The organism is Rheinheimera sp., assembly GCF_037442525.1.
Classification (GTDB): Bacteria; Pseudomonadota; Gammaproteobacteria; order Enterobacterales; family Alteromonadaceae; genus Pararheinheimera.
Genome location: NZ_JBBIQD010000003.1, coordinates 301673 through 321476 on the forward strand (window position 1 = coordinate 301673; position 19804 = coordinate 321476).

Sequence of the window (19804 nt, forward strand, 5' to 3'; positions counted from 1 at the left end):
TGGGGCATGTATAGTAGCAACTCCTGCACCACAGCAAGGACAGATGGATGAGAAGGCTCCTGTTTGTGTTCAGCTTTTTTTGTTTCAGCGCAGCCCTGCAGGCTGGAGAAGCCATTCGGCTGCGTTGGTGCCTGGACCATTTCCCGAATTTTCATGAATTTACGACATCAGGCAGCAAAGCCACTGGCCCTGGTGTCGACTTTATGCAGGAGCTGGCACGCCGGGCAGGCGTTGACCTGGAAATGAGCACCAAAACACCCAGCAAGCGTTGCCTTAAATTGATGGAAAGTGGCGAAGCCGATCTGATGATGAACCTGGTGTTGTCGCCAGCCGGACAAAATTATATGTGGATGTACAGCTATGCCGGACGCTTCCCGGACGCCGCCTGGCAACGTTACAACGACCAACGCCCAATTCCGTTGTTGGCATCTCTTGCTAACTTCACCCTGGTGACAGTGCGGGGCTATGGCCTGCACCCCAAAGTACGGGCCGTGGTTGATGCCATGCCAGAGCGGCAAAAAGTGCTGGCCCCTTCAGCTGAACTCGCGCTGCGCATGGTGGAAAAAGGCCGGGTGGACCTCGCGCTGTTGCCCAGTGAGCTGGCCAGGGCCGCTATCCAGAAACAACCTGAGCTGCACAACCTGCTCAGAAAAAAGCAGCTGCCTGTGGCAGCAGATGACACCCAGACGGTGTATCTGGGGTTTGCGAAACACAGCCCACATCCGCAATTACGCGAGCGTATACAAGAAAGCCTGGACAGTCTGTTGCAGGACGGTTCTATGGAGCACTGGTTTGGTGACATGATGGTGATCCGCCCCCAATCTGTTGAATACTGAGAAATAATGGCTTGATACCAAAGTCAGGCCTTAGTAAGGTTACATTTTTTCAACATAACGCAGGGAGCGCACAGCATGAAAATGCTATCGCAGCGGGAGATCCGCTGGCCTTATCAGACGATGACATTCACCAGCATCAAACAGGGATGGCGGGTGCTGAGTGGCACAGGACGACTTGTGCTTTGCAGTCTGTCGCTCGTTTATCTGGCGTTTATTATTGGCAGCAGTACCAAGCTGCAAAGTTTATTGATTGCCCTCTGCAACATTCCAGTCTGTGTTCTCTTTGCACTGCAATACCTGCATAGCCGTGGTCATCCACGCTTAGAAACAACCAGCCTGACTGAAGAACTCCGGCTGGACAACGGACAGATCTGCATTGGTCAGTTTGTGTTTCCGGCTACAGTGCGCAAACTGGTGATAGGACGACAGGACATCAACGGGCCTGGCTTTTTGCAGCTGGCCTGGAATGGCGGTGAGCAGTGGTTATTTCCGCTGGAAGAAATCCCGACAGTGCGGCATTTTTTCCGCCAGCATGCTCCGCAGATTGAACTGATTCACGAATAAAACGGGTGGCTGGTGCCACCCATTTTTTGTCAGAACTGCAACCGCTTAACCTAACCAGCGGCTGAATAATCCGGCCTGCCAGGCCCAACCCGCAAAACAGGCCAGCACCAGCAAACTCAGGTAGAGACCTGCCTTGCTTTTTTGCTCGTAAGGGTCAGTCAGGGTGCGGCTGGAACCTGCAGGCAACAGCGCCAGCGCCGTCAGTTTAGTGCCAAAAGGAATACTCAGTTTGGCATTGGTATTCAGTGCCCAGCCATTGGCGTCCAGTAATGGTGCCAGGTTGCGCTCCCGCAGTTTAAACCAGGCCAGCAGCATGGCCGGGCCAGAAATCACCAGTGCTATGCCCACCAGTGCCAGCGGCATTTGCCACCAGCTCAGACCGAGGAAACTGCTGAACACTGTGGCCAGCGCTGTGCCCAGGGCGCCCAGGGCCAGACCAATAGCGGCAAAAATACCGGCAAATTTAGCCACATCAAAGGGTGCTGCCGGTTTGGCCGCAGTTTCGGCCACCTTGGCAGCGTCGCCGACGCCCGCCGCACTTTTCGTCTCAATTTCTTTGTCTTTGCTGGCAGCGAACTTCTGGATTTGGTCAGAAATCATCCGGCCAATCCGACGGTAAGGCGTAAAAAAGGCTTCGCGGATACTGATAGGGTTTTCGACAATACGGCTGACAGTGGCGTCCCAGTCCTGACCTTTGGCGTCGTAATAGACCCCGTTGCGCCCGACCATCAGATTACCGGCATCCCCAGCCGTCATCGCCGCTACCATGGATTTTTTCTCAGTGCTGCCCTGGCGGCTGCAGTCCATATACAAAAGGTAAGCACCGGACAAACCGGCCACTTTGGCGTGTTTGGCCGCATCATGCACTTCAATACATAAATCACAGCTGCGACCATCAATATAAAGCCGGCCATTCTGGAATATGGCAGGCTGTTTTAAGCTGTAGAAATTCTGCAGGTTAACAAAGTTATGCAACAAATCCCGCAGGTAACGCTGGTAGCGGATCAGTTTATCCACCTCCAGCACCGCCTCCGCTTCTGCCTGACGGGCTAAATCCTGCGCTATTAATGCCGTAGCATCGGCCAGCACGCTGTCATCCAGACAGGCCCGTAACACCGACATGTCCAGCGCCGCGACCGGGCTTTGCGGCTCAGCCGCTTTCCAGTCCGCATAAGGTTGCAGCCTGTCTTTCAACTGCTGCCATTTGGCGGCATTTATTTCTTTGGCTGTTTTCCACACCGGCTTGGCCAGCAGAGCCAGACGATCCAGTTTATCTGCCCAATAGGGGTGAATACCGGCCGTTAATGGCAATACCGCCTCGGCGCTGATACGCGCCAGAGGCAAATGGCTGGCGTCAGCGCTGTCAGCACTTAATAACTGGCGGGATAAGGCCGCGTAATCCGCCAGGGCCGCATTCAGCGGTTCAGTGGCATTGGCGTCATAAGCGGCCAGCTGACAACGGGTAAAGAAGTCAGCCACTTTGGCATCCAGCGCCTGCACCAGCTGATACAACTCGGCAGTGTGTTCTCCTGCCACTGCAGCGACAGTGTCCGCTGCATCCAGCCAGCCGGTATAAGCCCGGCCAGCTTCAACAAACTGCTCAAGCGAGGCCTGATCCATACCGGCCACACCACTGCGGTCCTGCACTGTCCAGCCACAGCTTTGCACGGCGCCAATCAGCTGGCGCAGGCTGTCTGTGGTTGCCAGTTCAGCCGTGATGACACCATCGCCGTTGAGCTGATCGGGTGGAAATACGGTCGCCATATCCGCAGTATCCGCCACCGTCAGTGCCGACGCCGCAGTTTTGCCAAGATTAGTCAGCATACGCTGGGCTGAGGCCAATAATTTCCGCCCTTGCTCCGTGCTGTCGTCAATAGCGCTGAGTGGCAATTCGTCGCCGGACAGTAATACAGCCGGATGCTTTAATACAGACAAAGCCCAACGGACTGCCCCCCGCACTTCATCAATACGCACTTTGCCATCATGGTCGCTGTCCAGATAACTCAGGGTGCGTTCGTCAAACTCCAGCCCTTTAACCGGGCAGCTCAGCGCCGCCCATAATTTGGGGTCCAGTTCGTGCAAATGCTGCCAGTCTTCAATTTTATCCAGCCGAACCTGATCAAAACCGCCTGAACGGAAAAAACGCCACTGATGTGCCATACCCGCATCTCCTTGTCATCAAAACCAGGCCTGAAATGCAGGCTCCGGAGGGTTTCGCTAAATATTTCATGCTTTTGCAGAGCCAGCAAGCTGAAATCCGGCCAAAGCAACAAGCCGCTGTGCGCCGCACTTGCAGCCAAAGCAATTGCGCGGCAGACTGAAAGCAACCATTCTGCGGGGAACTCCAATGACAATAACAATCCCGTTTTGCTACAGCCTGCTCGCCTTTGCTTATATCTGGTTATCCCGCTCCGGAGAGTTCCCGCTCAGCTTTCTGCTGAAAATACTTCCGCTTTTACTGCTCTGCGGCTGGCTGATTAAAAGCCGTGTGACACAACCCTGGCTGTTGGCTGCTTTAGGTTTTTCCATGCTGGGAGATGTAGTGCTGGCCTGGGACGGCGAGCGTCTTTTTGTCGTGGGCCTGGCGGCCTTTTTACTGGGCCATCTGAGTTACCTGATGAACCTGCGACCCTTTAGCCGGTTTTACCCGCTGCTGTTGCTGCCCTATGCAGGTTTTGCCGCACTGGTCGTAAGCCTGATGTGGCCACAACTTGGCGCTATGGCGGTGCCGGTCTGCATTTATATGGTGGTGATCCTTTGCATGTCGTTCGGCACCTGGTGTTCAGGCCGCGCCACCCCCTGGCTGATTGCAGGTGGCCTGCTGTTTATTATCTCCGACAGCCTGATTGGTCTGAACAAGTTTTATCAGCCCATTCCTTACGCGGGCAGCTGGATTATGCTCACCTACTACGCAGCTCAGTTTGCCCTGGTGAAAGGCTTTTTAAGCAGCCCCACACGACCCTAAGCTGTACAGCCATCCCCTCCAGCACGGTGGCGCGACGCCGGCCTGGACAGCGATACCCCAACAGAGGCAACGAACAGCAACAGCGCCCCCTTCAGGGGCCCTGTGCCGAATACCTGTCCACTCTTTCACCTCAGGATCCGCACTGAAGTTTGCTCTGGATCAGCATTTGTCATCGGCGACAGGCGCACAATGCCACCAGTTTGAGAAATCAGGAGAACCGCATGCACAAGGTTTATTTGCCGCAAAACGCCCGTTCCAGCCAATACCTGCTGGCCGAACTGCCACTGTGCAACGAACTGCTCAGTCATTACCCCGACCTGATCAGCTGCTACCAGGCGCTGAGCCAGAGTTTCTTTCAGCACTGCCAGCAGCAAGGCCTGCACCACTGCTACTTTATCGCCAATGACAAAGTGCCGGTGGTGCGTTACCTGCCTGAAGCACTGACAGTGCAGACCCAGGACCAGATGCTGTTTTTCTACAACCCGGCCTATCATGAAGGCCAACAAGCCTACTTTGACAGCCAGTACAGAGCGCGGAAAATCAGCTTGTTGTTGCTCAGTGCGGGTGACGAAATCCGCACCCATGCCGCCACTTTTCACAGTGCAGTGCGTCAGGCGTTGCTCGGCTTCCGGGAAAGCCTGCCCAGCCTGAATGTCGGCCTGAAACTGCGGGATCACCAGCATATAGGCTACGACCTGTTTGCCCGGCAAAAAGGCCAAGACCAAAGCTACGGTTACAAAATGCGCGCCGTACCCAAACGATATGAAAGCCGCAACTGCCTGCTGCCGGCACAGTATCACCAAATGAACTACGCCGTGATCAGCCTGCCCTTTAACCGGCAACTGCGCCAGGCACTGACCCTGGAACATGACACACTGGCCAGCAGCAGTGTGCTGGTACCTGCGCTGGAACAGCTGTTTTTTCAGCAGGTCACAGCCCAACATCTGAAGCTGGCCGCCCTGGTGGCCGACGGCCGTACCCCATTGGTGCGCAACTTTCAGTCCGACAAAGAACACGTCAGCAAAGAACTGCGGCTGCTTAGCTTTGACACCAGCAACACAGACACCATGCTGCAGTGCTACTGGCAACCCGAACTCTGCCCGGACACAGTGCATTTATTGCTGGTGGCCGATGACAGCCAGCTCACGGAAGGAGGTTATGCCCGTTTTCTGCAGCGGGTTGAGGAATGCATGAAACAGCTGACACGCAAGCTGATGCTGAATACTGAAAAGCAGGATGTGCACATCCGCTTCCATCAGCATATCAGTTACTGGCTGTAGTTGACGAAAGGGCCAGCGCTAACGCTGGCCCGGTGCGGTGTCAGGAGTTTTCTGCCTGCGCAGGTTCAACCTGGTACAGCGTAAAGCCATGACGGCCGCTGCGTTTCACTCTGTACATGGCGGCATCGGCTTTTTCAATCAGCTCGGCAATCTGGCTGCCATGTTGTGGGTAAATGCTGATACCTATACTGGCCCCCAGGTTGTAACTCTGACCGTCCAGCTCCACAGGTAACTCCAGTTGCTCTGACAGCTTCTCAGCCACCATTTGAACTCCGGCCTGGTGCTCCAGCTGAGTCGCAATCACCAGAAATTCATCACCACCGACCCGGGCACAAACGTCTGTACTGCGCATACTGTGCCGCAAGCGCCGGGCGACTTCGCGCAGCACAGCGTCGCCGGCTTTATGGCCAGCCTGATCATTAATGGGTTTAAAATTATCCAGGTCAATGTATATGACCGCCAGTAACTGATGCGGCCTGTTGGCCAGCAGCAGCACCTGTTCAAACAAGGCATCAACATAACGTTTGTTGTTCAGGCCAGTCAGTGGGTCTTTGTAAGCCAGTTCCAGCGCTTTGGATTCCGACTCGATCAGCCGCTTCTGAAACATCGCAAACACAGCACTGATGAAGCTCAGGTACATGCCTGCCACCAGCACTGTACCCAACCAGAACGCCTGAGTACGCCAGTCGCTGTATAGCACCAGCGAGACAGGCTCAAACAGAAACCAGTGCACAGCCCGCAATACAGCAAACAACGCGATAAGACGCCGGATGATCAGGGGGACAGTCAGCTCGCCTTTGAGTACAACAAAAGCCAGCATCAACAAGGTGACACTGTTGATCAGGCCAAGCACCAGACCCGACACCCAGGGCGACCACTGCAGCAGGTAAGCCACCAGTAAAAAGACCAGGCCGGCCAGCACCAATCCGCTGTATAACCAGGGCTTGAACAGGGATCCAAAAAAAGCACTGGCCCCCAATAACAAGAATAATTTCTCGCTGAGCGACAACAAACTGTACGCCAGTTTGGCGCCTTCAGAATCAAACTGGTAAACCCAGACATAGACCAGACGGGAACAAAAGGCTGCCAGTATAGCCAGCGCCCACCAGCCACACCCCGGGTTAGTACGCGGAACCTGACGGGCCACTAACATCAATACGAAAAACAGCAGGTAAAGCGCACAGCCTACCGCGTGAACTATTTCGAATGCCATATCAAACCTGAACTCGCTGCAGACCTGCACCTTTTTCGGAACTGTTGGAACCCTTAAAAACAAGGCTCAGGCTTGAGTGTAGTTCAGGCTTTGCGGTTCGCTGGCTGTTTTTCTCTGGGCTTGTGCAGCGTCAAAAGACGGACTGTTGCCAATTGCCTTGCTTGTCGCGCTGCAGTATCACAGCAACAGGTCTGGAAGGGCAGCATCGGGCGTCGTCCGGGCCATAGTCCATGCCGAAAATTTTTATCTGGTCATCTGAAATTTTTTCAATACCACTGACCGGGGCTTTGGCACTGGGCATGCCTTTGATCCGAATCACGGGTGAAGATCCTTTGGCGTTCACAAACAAGCCACCGACATTTTTTTCCACCAGCGTCAGGTGATAAGCATAAGAACCGCTGCCGCCGTAACAGCCCAGATCGGCCGCCCATAACACCAGCCAGGACAACATCGCCCCTTCGCCTTCGGTGCTGGTAGTCCATGGTAAAGTGCCGATGATTTCGTGCTCGCCGCAACTCAGCGCGTCGGCATATTTATCAGCCACTTGCCTGACCTGTTGCTCCAGTGTCAGCATCAGTTCTGTCGTGGCCTGATCTGCTGGAGTTTCAGCAAGCACTGCAACTGCGGGGGAAGGAATAGTGGGTTCTGGAATCACTAACTCTTGCTGCGCCTCCAGCGCAAAACACCAACCCAAACAACTCAGACTAAAAACTTTGTTCATCCTGAACCTCTGTACAAACCATGCTAGAAGTTGAGAATCATTCTCAACTTGGCCGACATTATTGCAGAAGCCGGATGAACTGCAAGATGCTGACAAAAATTTAGTGTTTTACATTATCAATCCGCCTGCCGCCACTGAAATACCTCCTCCAGCGGCACCCCAAAGACCCGCGCAATTTTAAAAGCCGCCTCCAGGCTGGGGGAATATTTGCCCGCTTCGATGGCGGCAATGGTCTGGCGGGTGACGCCAATTTTTTCGCCCAGTTCAGCCTGCGTCATTTCGCCCTGCATAAAACGCAGCAACCGGATCCTGTTGGTCAGCTGTTCAGTCATAGGGCCTGCCTGCGGTAACTCAGTACCATCTGGCTGTAATGCCACAACTCACTCAGCACAATAAAAAACACCGCCGCCTGAAACTGTGGCCAGCCACTTTGCGAAAACGGCATCAGGCAGCCCACCAAAATCATGCCGGTCATCAGCAGGTAATAAGCGCCTTTCAGTGCATTCGCTTCAATGGCTTTATCACGTTCGTCTTTGGCTGCTTTGGCATCCAGCGGCATCTGCCAGCGCAACCACAGATAACCGCCGCCCAGCAATGCCAGCTGCACAGCCACTGTCAGACCATAAGCCTGCAGTTGCTGCCACAAACTGAGCTCCTGAGCGGCATTGAGCGATACCCAGACAAAATAAGGCCCAAAGGCCAGCAGTCGGGCCAGAATGGCCAGCCAGGCCGTTTTCTCGCGGTAGCTGACTTGTGAGTCTTCTGCGTGTTCCATAGCAGTCTCCAGTGCAATAACCAGCAATTAATGGATACTAAACCTGACCCAATGTTAGCATTGTTTAACATGAGGTCAAATTTATTATTCAGAAAATTCTGAGGCTACTGCAGGTTCTGAACCTCCATAAGGTCCAGTTGCAGCAGCTGTACCGGCCAAATTCATCAGCGGAATTCACAAGAATTTGATTGATTAAACACAGCATTTAACTAATGCCATCTGTGTTTAAGCGCTGTACAATGACCCGGCGCCTTGTGGCAGTGGTGGACGAGAGTTCGGGTGCGCAGCAGATGAAGTCCCACAAGGTGTTGATGGCCCAGCGCCAGTTCCCCCCATCCGCTTTTTTTGCCCCGAAACCGACAAGACAAGTCAGAATTTGCAGTAACAATAATGAACGGCTTTTTCAGGCCGGTAAGCAACAGGAATAAAGAAGATGGCAGCATTTGGTAGCGTATTTATGCCAGAAATGGCACTGGCCCGTTTTGATGGCAGCAGCTGGAGCAAAGGCGCTCTGGTGAGCGCCGACAGCATTTCACTGCACCCGGGCGCGCATGTGCTGCACTACGCCAGTACCTGTTTTGAAGGCTTAAAAGCCTTTCGCCACGAAGACGGCAGCATCGCTATTTTCCGTATGGATAAAAACATTGCCCGTATGCAGCAAAGCTCAAAACTGCTGTCGCTGCCGGAGTTTGACGCCGACCTGCTGAAGCAGATGATTATCGACGTGGTGAAACACCATGCCGCCGACGTACCAACGCCACCGGGTTCAATGTATATCCGCCCAACCCATATCGGCACTGAACCTGCCATTGGTAAAGCGGCCAACCCAACCACCACCTCTATGCTGTATGTGCTGTTGTCGCCTGTGGGCGATTACTTCGCCGGTGGCAGCCGTGGCCTGCGCTTGCTGATGGAAGACAATGCCCGCTGTGCACCGCATATGGGCATGATCAAAAGTGGTGGTAACTACGCCAGCGCGTTGCACCCGACGCTGCAGGCCCGTGCTCAGTACCAGGCCGATCAGGTGTTGTTCTGCCCGAACGGCGATGTCCAGGAAACCGGCGCGGCCAACTTCCTGTTGATTGACGGCAACGAAATTATCACCAAAGCGCTGGACGCTTCGTTCCTGCACGGCGTGACCCGCGAGAGCATTCTGACGCTGGCGCGTGATTTGGGCATGACGGTGTCTGAGCGCGAACTGACTGTCGCCGAGTTGCTGGAACGTGCCGCTAAACCAGGCACTGAAGCGGCACTGTCTGGTACTGCAGCAGTACTGGCGCCAGTCGGCACCCTGATCCATCAGGGCAAAGAATACAAAGTAGGTTCAGGTGAGCCAGGCGCCACCACCGCCAAACTGCGTCAGGCACTGAATGATATTCAGTGGGGCAAAGCGGCCGACACGCACGGCTGGCTGACCCATATCTAATGCCCACGGGCGCAGCAAGCTGCGCCCCTACCGATCTTTAAACCTGATTAGGGGTGGGTCTTGACCCATCCTCAGCTTATTAATGACAACAACTTGGGCCTTGGTCGGCCATTTCGCGGCGGTAGCGTTTCGCCAGTGTTTTCAGCCGTAGTTGATCTGCCAGCAGCATCCACAGAGGCCAGCGCAGCGGTGACCAGAATGGTAAAGGCTTGCCTAAACGACGCAGCATCAGCCGGGTATAGGCCATAGCCGCCAAAGCTTTTAACGGCTTTTGTTTAAATTCCAGCGGCGGCAATTCCGGCGCCAGTTGCTCCCCAGCCTGCCAGCGTTTCGGCAAATCTGTACTTAGCGCCAGTGCAGTCGCAATGCCCACCAAGGCCACACCAGAGCGCAACACCTGCTCGGCCACTTCGCGACGGCGAATGCCACCTGTCACCATCAACGGCATTTGTGCGGCCTGTTGCAGCTCTTTCGCAAACTCCAGGAAATAAGCTTCGCGCGCCAGCGTACGGCCATCGCGACTGTCGCCTTGCATGGCCGGCGCTTCATAACTGCCGCCCGACAGCTCAACAAAATCCAGCCCCAGCGGGTTCAGCCATTGCAGCACTTGTTTGGCGTCTTCTGCCGAAAACCCACCACGCTGAAAATCCGCCGAGTTCAGCTTCACACTGACAATAAAGCCCTGAGGTAATTCGCTGCGCAGCCTGGCGGCTATTTCCAGCAACAGCCGGGCGCGGTTTTCCAGGCTGCCGCCGTAAGCGTCAGTGCGCTGGTTCACCAAAGGCGATAAAAACTGGCTGAGCAAATAACCGTGCGCCGCATGAATTTGCACCCCGCTAAAACCCGCTTGTTGTGCCAGCCGGGCCGAGGTTAAAAACTGGGTTTTGACTTGCTCAATATCATCCAGCGTCATGGCACGCGGCTTCACAAACATGTTGGAGAACTTGCCTAAATCCAGCGCCACAGCGGAGGGCGCCAGCGCAGGCTGGCCCAGATTGGTGGGTAGCTGTCGGCCTGGGTGGTTGAGCTGCAAAATCAATTTGCTGCCCTGCTGCTGACCGGTGCCAGTCTGCACGGACTGAGCCCAGCGTTTAAACAGCTCCAGGTTGGAATACACATCCAGCACTACGCCGCCCGGGCCGGTCAGTGCAGTACGGCTGACCATCACATTGCCGGAAATCAGCAAGCCAGTGCCGCCTTGCGCCCAACGCTGATACAGCTGAATCAGGCCGTCCGACGGGTTCTGCCCGCTGGCCGCCATATTCTCTTCCATCGCCGCCTTCACCAGTCGGTTTTGCAACTGCACACCACTTGGCAGCATCAAACTTTCAAATAACATCACACCACCTCTTTAATTGGGGTCAGGTCCTGTGCCCACGGGCGCAGCAAGCTACGCCCCTACAGCTATTTAAACTCGCTCATCTGCCCAATCACCGCCCATTAAAGGTGTTGCAACAGGTTTACCATCCTCGTAGGGGCGGGTCTTGACCCGCCCGCCGCCGCAGTGTCAACGAATACCGAGCTTGCTCCTAAATCATTGGCGTTGCAGCAAGGCGACAAGACCGAGAGACCCCAGGAGCATAGAAACCTATGTGACTGGGGCCATTGCCTTTAACGAAAGCGCCGCAGTCAACGCCGCTATAACACGAATGACGACGCAGATAGTGTAAAGCTTCAACCCAGGTTGAGAGTCAAGCCCTTCTGTGCCAGTATCCGGCAAAATAACTCATTGCTGTCGGAACCTTTGTTATGTACCGGATTGGTCAGCTCGCCAAATTGCTGAATGTGTCGGAATCCAAACTGCGCTTTTTGGAAGAGCAAGGCGTGATCCACTCGGTGCGGCAGGCCAATGGTTACAGGTATTACAACGACGACAACAAAGAACGGCTGGAGATTATCTTAAAAGCCCAGCAAATGGGCTTTAGTCTGGCGGAAATTCGTGCCGTGCAACGCCAGCACGGCAGCAAAGAACACCCGGTGGATTGCCAGTTGTTACTGCCGATGCTGCAAAAAAAACTGCAGGAGCTGGACCAGCAGATGCAACAACTGCAGCAGCAGCGCCGCGATATGGAGCAGCTGGTTCAGCAACTCACCCCTGTAGATCCTTAACGCCCAGCCATCCCTCCCTGCAATCCATTTACAAAAGTTTCGCTAAATGAAACAAAGTTGACTAGGGTTAGAAGCTGCACCACAGGCCACATCAGAATAAAACCGGCCCGGCGGTGCAGGTTTTTACCTACCAACACCAGGGAGAACATAATGAAAACATCGGTACTTACCAGCCTTTTGCTCGTCAGCCTGCTCAGCGCCTGCTCCACCATGCGCCAATACACTATGCCGGAAGAAGCCAATTTACTCAGCGGTTCTGGCTCTTTACTGGTTTCCGAAGACAAAGCCGAAGCCTATGAAACCATAGATATCAGTACGTTGCTCAGCGATTACGGCTTTTCGGATATCCCTCAGCTGGCCAACACGGACCTTGGCAGCGACAAACTCAAATACCAGCGCAACGAGCTGCAAGACAGAGTGATAGCGGCGTCCAACCAGAAATGCGGTATGTACCTGCGGGTGCTGACCTCATCCAAAGCGCAAACTCAGTTGGGGTGGGGTGGATTAGCCACGCTGTTAAGCGGTGCAGCAGCCGTGGTAACACCCGCCACTACAGCCAAAGCCCTGGCGGCGGGCAGCACTGTGTCCAATGGTATTTTGTCGCAATACAACGAGGCCTATTTTAATAACCTGGCCATTAATGTGATTTCGTCAGGCATTACCTCACAACGTGAAGGCATTTTGCAGCAAATTAATAGCAAAAGGCAGCAAAGCCTGGTGGAGTACCCGGTGAACCGGGCCATTGCCGACGCCGTGCAGTACCATGCGGTGTGCAATATTATCAGCGGCCTGGAAACGGCGGCTGTGGCCACCCGCAATATGAACAGCCAACCCCCGGCCCAGGGCGACGATGAAAATGGTCAGACTCAGCCAACCACCTCACCGGCGGTGATAAAAATTAACTAGCTGCAAGCTTAACCTTGAGACTTGTGTTGAGCTGCAAGTCTCAAGGTTAAGCCCTACTCTGGTTGTCTGCCAAAGCTCGTCTGGCATAGAATCACCCTATCAGGGCAGGAGCAACTCACAATGACGACCGATATTCGCTGGCACCAACGCCTGGCTAACTTTGATAAAGCGCTGGCTGAATTGACTGAGGCTTTGGCACTGGCCATTCAGAGCCAGTTTTACCCGGCTTTTGTCGCCTTGCAACTCAGCTTATCCACCTATAAGCAACAGACAAATTCCGGCCAATGACAGTGTCAGCGCACTTTGGTTTAACCAGTTCACAATTTCAGGCCATTCAGCAGGTGTTGGCGAATACCCTCAACCTCGAACAAGCCATCATTTATGGCTCCCGGGCTTTGGGGCGGGAAAAGCCTGGGTCCGATATTGACCTGATGTTAGTGGGCGAACACTTCAGCCATACCGACCTACTGCACCTGATGAACGAGCTGGACGACCTGCTGACGCCCTATAGCTTCGACCTGTGCCGCCAGCAGGACATCAGCCACCCCGACTTGCTGGAGCATATAGCCCGAGTCGGCCAGCTGTTTTATCAACGCGGCTTAGCTTGCCATAGCAAGAATTGAAGCCAATTTAGCGACGGTTGTAGCTTTGTTGGCTACGTTAGTTGTGCGAGCCAGCCTTTTGCAGCACCAGCTTTCGGCCCTGAATAATGGTGCGAAAAGACTCTGCGGTGGTGGCCCAATCGACCAGATCCACCTTCCAGGGTAAGTTTGATTCAGAAAACGCTTCCGACAGCTCAGCCATAGCCGCCAGAGGCATAGGCTGTTCAGTCAGAATCACCAAGTCCAAGTCAGAAAAGGTTTTACAGGGCCCATCCACCCGCGAACCGAAGGCCCACACTTCATGCAGGGGCAAATACTGCTGCAAAATGCGCTGCAATTCCTGCCATTCTGACATGGAAACCAGCAGTCGATCGGGTTTATGCATGGCTTAACCGCTGTGTTAACTGGGCCGCCAGAAACTGCGCTTCACGCAAAAAGGCTGGAATACCCGCCACCACCTGCAGGGCAATATCTTCATCGTAGGTATGGCTGGTTTTACTGCGCATATCACGGTAACTGCGCCAAACCGGCCAATCGCCCAATAACAAGCCTTGTTCGTTGGCCGAACGAATTAAATCAGCAAAAGGCATAGTGTCAAATTGCTCGGGGCTGGCTGAACTCTGCTCGAGGTAGCGTTTGAGCATTTTGTGGCTGATTTCGTAGGTAAATTCAAAACGCTGCACCAAACCATCACGAATTTGCGTGTCGGTAATGTCTTGCTGATAGCGCGCCCAGCCTTCATCCAACCGCAAAATGGCGTTTTCTAACGAAGTGATATCCAGTGCCATGGCTTTGCTCTGCCTTTAAATCAATTGTTTATAAGCATACCGCAGCAGCAGCCTGCTGCCAAAAGCATCTTGCAACACAAACGAGCAGCTGGGGTTAATTCCAGCCGTAGTGCTCACTCAACCATGCTTGTGGTTGCAAGCGCCCAGGCAGAGGGCTAAAATCTGAACAGAATCAATGGAGATCCTAATGAAACCTTCTGTGGCCTTAGCCAAACACCGTGAACAAGTCCGCCAGGTTGTGGCTGCGCACCGCGCCAGCAACGTGCGAGTGTTTGGTTCCGTGCTGCAGGGCACCGACACAGAACAAAGCGATCTCGACTTATTGGTTGACCCAAGCCCACAAATGACGATGTTCGATATAGGTGCTATACGCCACCAACTGCTGCAGTTGCTGCAGGTAAAGGTGGATGTTCTAACGCCAAATGCCCTGCCGGAAAAATTCCGCAGCGCAGTGCTCGCCGAGGCCAGGCCGGTATGAGCCGGGACCAGCAGCGTCTGGCCGATTACCTCGCCCACATTCGGCAAGCTATAGAGCGTATCAGCCGCTACTGCGATGATTTATCTGAACTCGATTTCCTGCAAAACGAATTGGTACAAGACGCCGTGGTACGTAACTTTGAAGTGATTGGTGAAGCCAGTAACAACATAGAAAAACACTACCCGGAATTTGCCAAAGCGCACCCAGAGCTGCCACTTTCCAGCGCCTACCAAATGCGTAACGCCGTCGCTCATGGTTACTTTAAAGTGGATTATGAGCTGGTGTGGAAAACCATTGAAGCGGATCTTCCTGTGTTGTTTGAACTGGTGGTAGCTGCCGAAGCCAGCTTGTAGCAAACAAAACCCGCCAACTAAAGCATATCAGCCAGGCGTACCGAAAAACTGCTTGCCGTTTGTTTCGGGCTGCTTTAACTTGGTTCTATCTAAGTAACAACAACATGTTGCAGGTTGCCGGAAAAGGATGTTTGGGCAGTTTGGTTTTCAGGCGTTTTCCGCTTTTAACTCTTCCGCTTTAATTATCCAATTTCTGCTTTATTAACGATTCAACCTTTGGGGCACGGGGCAAGACCTGACCACGTTGGTTCGTGGTTCGCAGTTGGAGCAAAAAACGGTGGAAAGTCAGAAGAAACAAAACGGTGCTGCTGAAAAATTTGGTGTCTTTATAGCACTTGTAATAATGACAGGTATTATTATAGGGTTAGTTCGAGGAGGATACTGGCTATTTGAAATTATCTCACCATTTGAAGGCTACTCAAATAAAGAAGAAATTTCGACTGTCATCACAAAAGCAATATCAAATGGGGCAGATCTAGAATCAATTCAGATTTTATTTGAAAACAGAGAAGTATCAGACTCATTTATTACTAGAATTTATCTGAAGCCTGACAATGTCTATGAAGAACCAATAAAACTAGAAGATGTTTTAGGTGATATAAAGTCTCAACTATTTATGAATAAACCTGATGACTCTACCCTGCAAAAAATCAACTTAATAATAGAAGAACATCGAAAATCAGATCCATTCGCAATTCTACAAGATTTACAGAGAGAACGATTCAACAATGTGCGTACGAAGCTTGGCGAACAATATCCCTTGGTAGAAGCTGATGTAGTCAAAATCTCGGAAGAGCTAGCGAAACAGAATACATTGGTAAAAGAATATTTAGCAACTTCAACTGCAAGTTTTTGGATATCAATTTTTGGCCTATTTTTCTCAATATCTATCTCTGCCTATCAATTATACAAATCAAACAAACAAGTTGTAAGCAATGGAGGACTAATGATTCATTTATTTGATAAGCTAGAAAATAACATTTCAAAAATGCTTGGAAAAATATAATTCACATTCACCATCGAAAGGGAAGACACCAAAAATCTAATGAAGAATTAACAGAATGAAATATAGACAAATCCAAAATTGACATAAATAAATAGAGAGATAAAGAGAATTGAGTTTCCATTCTAGATATTATCAATGTATTAACTGTTCACACAGGCCAGATCAGACAAAATGATTCAATGGAGTATGTTCCATACTCAGGATTAAGTCAGTCCTTCACCAGAGGCTCGGGCGTTCGCCCGGCAAAGCGCAAAACTTTTTGCGCTTTGAGATCCCGGACTCACCCCCCTGTCAAAAACGCCCTATAAGCCCCATTACTTGTGACCAGCCGGTATTCGTAACCCAGCTGGTCCAAGTGCTCGGCAATTTCACTGTGATCAGCTATTTCAAAACCCGCCAATACGTCGCCGGTGGCGGCGCCGTGGTTGCGGTAATGAAATAAAGTGATATTGCATTCGTCGCCCAGGGTGGTGAGGAAGTTCATTAACGCACCGGGGTATTCCGGGAAGTTAAACTGGTACAGCTGCTCTTGCACTAAACGTGGTGGCATGCCGCCGACCATATAGCGCACGTGTAGTTTAGCCAGCTCGTCGTCAGATAAGTCCTGAAATTCGTAACCGGCGTTGGATAAGGCCTGTGTCACCTGAGCCAGTTCGTCGGCGCCGTGGCGCAGCTTAATGCCAACAAAAATATGCGCTTTGTTGTCGCTGGCGTAACGGTAGTTAAATTCGGTGATGGCGCGCCCGCCAATGGTTTGGCAAAAACGGCGGAAACTGCCTTTTTGCTCTGGAATAGTCACGGCAAACACCGCTTCTTTTTTCTCGCCGAGCTCACAGCGTTCCGACACATAACGCAGGGTGTCGAAGTTTAAGTTGGCACCGCTTAGCACTGCACTTAATTGCTGGCTGTGGTCACTCGACGCGGCGTATTTTTTCAGGCCCGCCAAACTCAGCGCACCTGCAGGTTCGGCCACAGCGCGTAAGTCGTCGAAAATGTCTTTGATGGCGGCGCAAATTTCGTCGCTGGACACCGTAATCACGTCATCACAATACTGCTGCGCCAGTTTAAAGGTCTCGGAGCCGATGCGTTTTACCGCCACGCCGTCGGCGAACAGCCCTACTCTGTCTAACGTCACTGGTTCACCGGCTTCGAGCGCAGCTTTTAAGCAGGCGGCGTCGTCGGGTTCTACCCCTATTACTTTGACGCCCGGCATCACAGCTTTGATATAAAGCGCCATACCAGCCAGCAAACCACCGCCACCGACGGGCACAAACACCACGTCCAGCTTGTTGTGTTGGCTGAGCAGCTCTTTCGCCACTGTGCCCTGGCCGGCAATTACGTCCGGGTCGTCAAAAGGCGGAATATAAATAGCGCCCTGCTGTTTAGAAAGCGCAATGGCATGGCGGTTGGCTTCATCAAAGGCGGTGCCGTGCAGCAGCACCTGGCCGCCTAAGGCTTTGACTGCATTTACTTTAATTTCTGGCGTGGTGATTGGCATTACAATGGTGGCTTTCAGGCCCAGTTTGCGCGCCGACATGGCCACGCCCTGAGCGTGGTTGCCTGCCGAAGCGCAAATGACAGCACTACCGGGTTGCTGCTCTTTCACTTTCATCAGTTTATGAAAGGCGCCACGCAGCTTAAAGGAGTACACCGGCTGCATGTCTTCGCGTTTTAAAAACACCTGATGGCCTAAGCGCTGGCCTAATTTCGGCATGGCCTGCAGCGGGGTTTCTACCGCCAGCTGGTAGACAGGCGACAGCAAAATGTCGCGCAAATAGGCTTGCTGCGAGGCGGCGTCTGGCTCTGGCTTTTGCCAGAGCGTATGGTTGCTTTGCGGCGCGGCATTTTTTACCGCTACTTCTGCCACAGGAGCAGATGCTTCTGCCTGCTGCTTTTTCAGCGCACTCGCCTCTGCCATCACTATTCTTGCTCCAGTTTGGATAAATCACGCACTGCACCTTTGTCGGCGCTGCTTGCCAGCATGGCGTAGGCTTTTAACGCCGGGCTGACCACACGTTCGCGGTTGGCCGGTTTCCAGCCCAGTTTGCCTTTGGCGTCCATCGCGGCGCGGCGGGCATTTAGCTCGGCGTCGCTGATTTCAATGGCAATGCGGCGGTTTGGAATATCAATGGCAATGCCGTCGCCCTCTTCTACCAGCGCAATGGCACCGCCGCTGGCGGCTTCTGGTGACACGTGGCCAATCGACAAACCCGAAGTACCGCCCGAGAAACGGCCGTCGGTGATCAGCGCACAGGCTTTACCCAAGCCCATGGATTTTAAGTAGCTGGTGGGGTACAGCATTTCTTGCATACCCGGGCCGCCTTTTGGCCCTTCGTAGCGAATGACCACCACGTCGCCAGCCACCACGCGGCCAGCCAGAATGGCGTCTACCGCGCTGTCCTGGCTTTCGAAAATACGGGCGCGGCCATTAAACACCAGGTTTTCTTTTTCAACACCTGCCGTTTTTACAATACAGCCATTCGGCGCCAGATTGCCGAACAACACGGCCAGGCCGCCGTCTTGCGAATAAGCACCTTCTTTGCTTCGGATACAGCCGTCAAAGCGGTCGTCGTCCAGTGTTGGGTAGCGGCAGTCCTGCGAAAAGGCCTGGGTGGTACGAATACCGGCCGGGCCTGCGCGGTAAAAGTCGTGTACCGCCTGGTCTTTGGTTAGGGTAATGTCGTAACGGCTGATTACATCGCCCAACGAGCTGCCCGACACATGCGGGGTGTCCGGGTTCAGCAGGCCAGCGCGTAATAACTCGCCCAGAATGGCGATGACGCCACCGGCACGGTGCACGTCTTCCATATGGTATTTCTGGGTAGAAGGCGCCACTTTGGATAAGTGCGGCACAATACGCGATAAGCGGTCGATGTCGGCCATGCCGAAATCCACTTCGGCTTCCTGCGCCGCGGCCAATAAGTGCAGCACTGTGTTGGTGGAACCGCCCATGGCAATGTCCAGCATCATGGCGTTTTCAAAAGCGGTTTTATTGGCAATATTACGCGGCAGCGCACTGGCGTCGTCTTGCTGATACCAGCGGTTGGTCAGCTGCATAATGCGTTTACCGGCATTGATAAACAGCTGCTTACGGTCGGCGTGGGTGGCCAGCAAACTGCCATTGCCCGGCTGAGCCAAACCTAAAGCTTCGACCAGACAGTTCATGGAGTTGGCGGTAAACATGCCAGAGCAAGACCCACAAGTAGGGCAGGCGCTGCGCTCAATTTTTTCGCTGTCGGCGTCGCTGACATTCGGGTTAGCCGCCGACACCATGGCGTCCACTAAATCCAGCTTGATAATTTGATCCGACAGCTTGGTTTTACCAGCTTCCATTGGGCCACCGGACACGAAAATCACCGGAATATTCAGCCGTAACGAGGCCATTAACATGCCCGGCGTGATTTTGTCGCAGTTGGAAATACAGACCATAGCGTCAGCGCAGTGGCCGTTCACCATATACTCCACCGAGTCGGCAATAATTTCGCGCGACGGCAGGCTGTACAACATACCGCCGTGGCCCATGGCAATACCGTCATCGATGGCGATGGTATTGAATTCTTTGGCAATACCACCCGCTTCTTCAATGGCCTCGGCCACCAGTTTGCCTAAGTCGCGTAAATGCACATGGCCCGGCACAAACTGAGTAAAAGAGTTCACCACCGCAATAATAGGCTTACCAAAGTCGGTATCTTTAACACCAGTAGCACGCCACAAGGCGCGGGCTCCGGCCATGTTGCGGCCTTCGGTGGTAGTGGCTGATCGTAACTTCGGCATTGCTTATG

At 53.2% G+C, this 19804-nt stretch carries 22 protein-coding genes; 12 read left to right on the forward strand and 10 right to left on the reverse strand.

The window, feature by feature from the left end; translation table 11 throughout:
* The first annotated feature begins 47 nt into the window (after positions 1–47).
* Positions 48–836, forward strand: coding sequence for a transporter substrate-binding domain-containing protein (locus WKJ03_RS07735; protein WP_337841603.1), 789 nt, complete (start codon positions 48–50; stop codon positions 834–836).
* Between the two features lie 75 nt (positions 837–911).
* Entirely contained in the window at positions 912–1400 is a 489-nt protein-coding gene (locus tag WKJ03_RS07740; RefSeq protein ID WP_337841604.1) for a hypothetical protein, read from the forward strand.
* A gap of 45 nt (positions 1401–1445) precedes the next feature.
* On the opposite strand, the gene WKJ03_RS07745 is transcribed toward WKJ03_RS07740, so the two are convergent.
* The gene (locus WKJ03_RS07745; RefSeq protein WP_337841605.1) at positions 1446–3560 is read right to left on the reverse strand and encodes a hypothetical protein; all 2115 of its coding nucleotides are present in this window, start codon (positions 3558–3560) and stop codon (positions 1446–1448) included.
* Between the two features lie 187 nt (positions 3561–3747).
* On the opposite strand from WKJ03_RS07745, the gene WKJ03_RS07750 reads away from it, so the two are divergent.
* Both WKJ03_RS07750 and WKJ03_RS07755 read left to right on the forward strand, forming a co-directional pair.
* Positions 3748–4365: a lysoplasmalogenase gene (locus tag WKJ03_RS07750; protein ID WP_337841606.1), complete on the forward strand. Its 618-nt coding sequence runs from the start codon at positions 3748–3750 to the stop codon at positions 4363–4365.
* 221 nt (positions 4366–4586) lie between these two features.
* On the forward strand, positions 4587–5645 hold the full coding sequence (locus WKJ03_RS07755) for a DUF3083 family protein (protein WP_337841607.1): 1059 nt from the start codon (positions 4587–4589) through the stop codon (positions 5643–5645).
* A 40-nt stretch (positions 5646–5685) separates the two neighbouring features.
* Here WKJ03_RS07755 and WKJ03_RS07760 read toward each other — a convergent pair whose 3' ends face one another.
* From WKJ03_RS07760 to WKJ03_RS07775, 4 genes are all read right to left on the reverse strand, one after another.
* Positions 5686–6858 carry a GGDEF domain-containing protein gene (locus WKJ03_RS07760; RefSeq protein WP_337841608.1) on the reverse strand — a complete coding sequence of 391 codons (1173 nt, stop codon included), beginning with the start codon at positions 6856–6858 and terminating at the stop codon, positions 5686–5688.
* A gap of 130 nt (positions 6859–6988) precedes the next feature.
* The gene (locus WKJ03_RS07765) at positions 6989–7579 is read right to left on the reverse strand and encodes a hypothetical protein (protein ID WP_337841609.1); all 591 of its coding nucleotides are present in this window, start codon (positions 7577–7579) and stop codon (positions 6989–6991) included.
* A 116-nt stretch (positions 7580–7695) separates the two neighbouring features.
* Positions 7696–7911 carry a helix-turn-helix transcriptional regulator gene (locus WKJ03_RS07770; RefSeq protein ID WP_337841610.1) on the reverse strand — a complete coding sequence of 72 codons (216 nt, stop codon included), beginning with the start codon at positions 7909–7911 and terminating at the stop codon, positions 7696–7698.
* Positions 7908–8354, reverse strand: coding sequence for a hypothetical protein (locus tag WKJ03_RS07775; protein ID WP_337841611.1), 447 nt, complete (start codon positions 8352–8354; stop codon positions 7908–7910). Before WKJ03_RS07775 ends, WKJ03_RS07770 begins: the two co-directional genes overlap by 4 nt.
* A 433-nt stretch (positions 8355–8787) precedes the next feature.
* On the opposite strand from WKJ03_RS07775, the gene WKJ03_RS07780 reads away from it, so the two are divergent.
* Complete coding sequence (locus WKJ03_RS07780; protein WP_337841612.1) at positions 8788–9780, forward strand: branched-chain amino acid aminotransferase; 993 nt, start codon at positions 8788–8790, stop codon at positions 9778–9780.
* 79 nt (positions 9781–9859) lie between these two features.
* On the opposite strand, the gene WKJ03_RS07785 is transcribed toward WKJ03_RS07780, so the two are convergent.
* Positions 9860–11119: an NADH:flavin oxidoreductase/NADH oxidase family protein gene (locus tag WKJ03_RS07785; RefSeq protein ID WP_337841613.1), complete on the reverse strand. Its 1260-nt coding sequence runs from the start codon at positions 11117–11119 to the stop codon at positions 9860–9862.
* 410 nt (positions 11120–11529) lie between these two features.
* Here WKJ03_RS07785 and WKJ03_RS07790 point away from each other — a divergent pair, with 410 nt between their 5' ends.
* The 4 genes from WKJ03_RS07790 (at position 11530) to WKJ03_RS07805 (ending at position 13418) form a co-directional block, all read left to right on the forward strand.
* Positions 11530–11889: a MerR family transcriptional regulator gene (locus tag WKJ03_RS07790; RefSeq protein WP_337841614.1), complete on the forward strand. Its 360-nt coding sequence runs from the start codon at positions 11530–11532 to the stop codon at positions 11887–11889.
* Between the two features lie 150 nt (positions 11890–12039).
* Positions 12040–12795, forward strand: coding sequence for a hypothetical protein (locus WKJ03_RS07795; protein WP_337841615.1), 756 nt, complete (start codon positions 12040–12042; stop codon positions 12793–12795).
* A gap of 120 nt (positions 12796–12915) precedes the next feature.
* Entirely contained in the window at positions 12916–13083 is a 168-nt protein-coding gene (locus WKJ03_RS07800; protein WP_337841616.1) for a hypothetical protein, read from the forward strand.
* A complete protein-coding gene (locus WKJ03_RS07805; protein WP_337841617.1) occupies positions 13080–13418 on the forward strand; it encodes a nucleotidyltransferase domain-containing protein in 339 nt (112 codons plus the stop codon). The genes WKJ03_RS07800 and WKJ03_RS07805 overlap by 4 nt, the downstream gene beginning before the upstream one ends.
* A 37-nt stretch (positions 13419–13455) precedes the next feature.
* Here the strand turns inward: WKJ03_RS07805 and WKJ03_RS07810 are convergent, their stop codons facing one another.
* Complete coding sequence (locus tag WKJ03_RS07810; protein ID WP_337841618.1) at positions 13456–13782, reverse strand: nucleotidyltransferase domain-containing protein; 327 nt, start codon at positions 13780–13782, stop codon at positions 13456–13458.
* Positions 13775–14185 (reverse strand): nucleotidyltransferase substrate binding protein, encoded by a 411-nt coding sequence (locus WKJ03_RS07815; RefSeq protein WP_337841619.1) that lies wholly within the window; start codon positions 14183–14185, stop codon positions 13775–13777. Before WKJ03_RS07815 ends, WKJ03_RS07810 begins: the two co-directional genes overlap by 8 nt.
* Before the next feature lie 187 nt (positions 14186–14372).
* On the opposite strand from WKJ03_RS07815, the gene WKJ03_RS07820 reads away from it, so the two are divergent.
* The 3 genes from WKJ03_RS07820 to WKJ03_RS07830 all read left to right on the forward strand — a co-directional run bounded on the left by WKJ03_RS07820 (position 14373) and on the right by WKJ03_RS07830 (position 16022).
* On the forward strand, positions 14373–14663 hold the full coding sequence (locus WKJ03_RS07820; protein ID WP_337841620.1) for a nucleotidyltransferase family protein: 291 nt from the start codon (positions 14373–14375) through the stop codon (positions 14661–14663).
* Entirely contained in the window at positions 14660–15016 is a 357-nt protein-coding gene (locus WKJ03_RS07825; protein WP_337841621.1) for a DUF86 domain-containing protein, read from the forward strand. The genes WKJ03_RS07820 and WKJ03_RS07825 overlap by 4 nt, the downstream gene beginning before the upstream one ends.
* 244 nt (positions 15017–15260) lie before the next feature.
* Positions 15261–16022 carry a hypothetical protein gene (locus WKJ03_RS07830; protein ID WP_337841622.1) on the forward strand — a complete coding sequence of 254 codons (762 nt, stop codon included), beginning with the start codon at positions 15261–15263 and terminating at the stop codon, positions 16020–16022.
* Positions 16023–16302: 280 nt separating this feature from the next.
* On the opposite strand, the gene ilvA is transcribed toward WKJ03_RS07830, so the two are convergent.
* A complete protein-coding gene (gene ilvA / locus WKJ03_RS07835) occupies positions 16303–17940 on the reverse strand; it encodes a threonine ammonia-lyase, biosynthetic (RefSeq protein ID WP_337841623.1) in 1638 nt (545 codons plus the stop codon).
* A gap of 2 nt (positions 17941–17942) precedes the next feature.
* Complete coding sequence (gene ilvD, locus WKJ03_RS07840; protein ID WP_337841624.1) at positions 17943–19796, reverse strand: dihydroxy-acid dehydratase; 1854 nt, start codon at positions 19794–19796, stop codon at positions 17943–17945.
* Positions 19797–19804 lie beyond the last annotated feature (8 nt).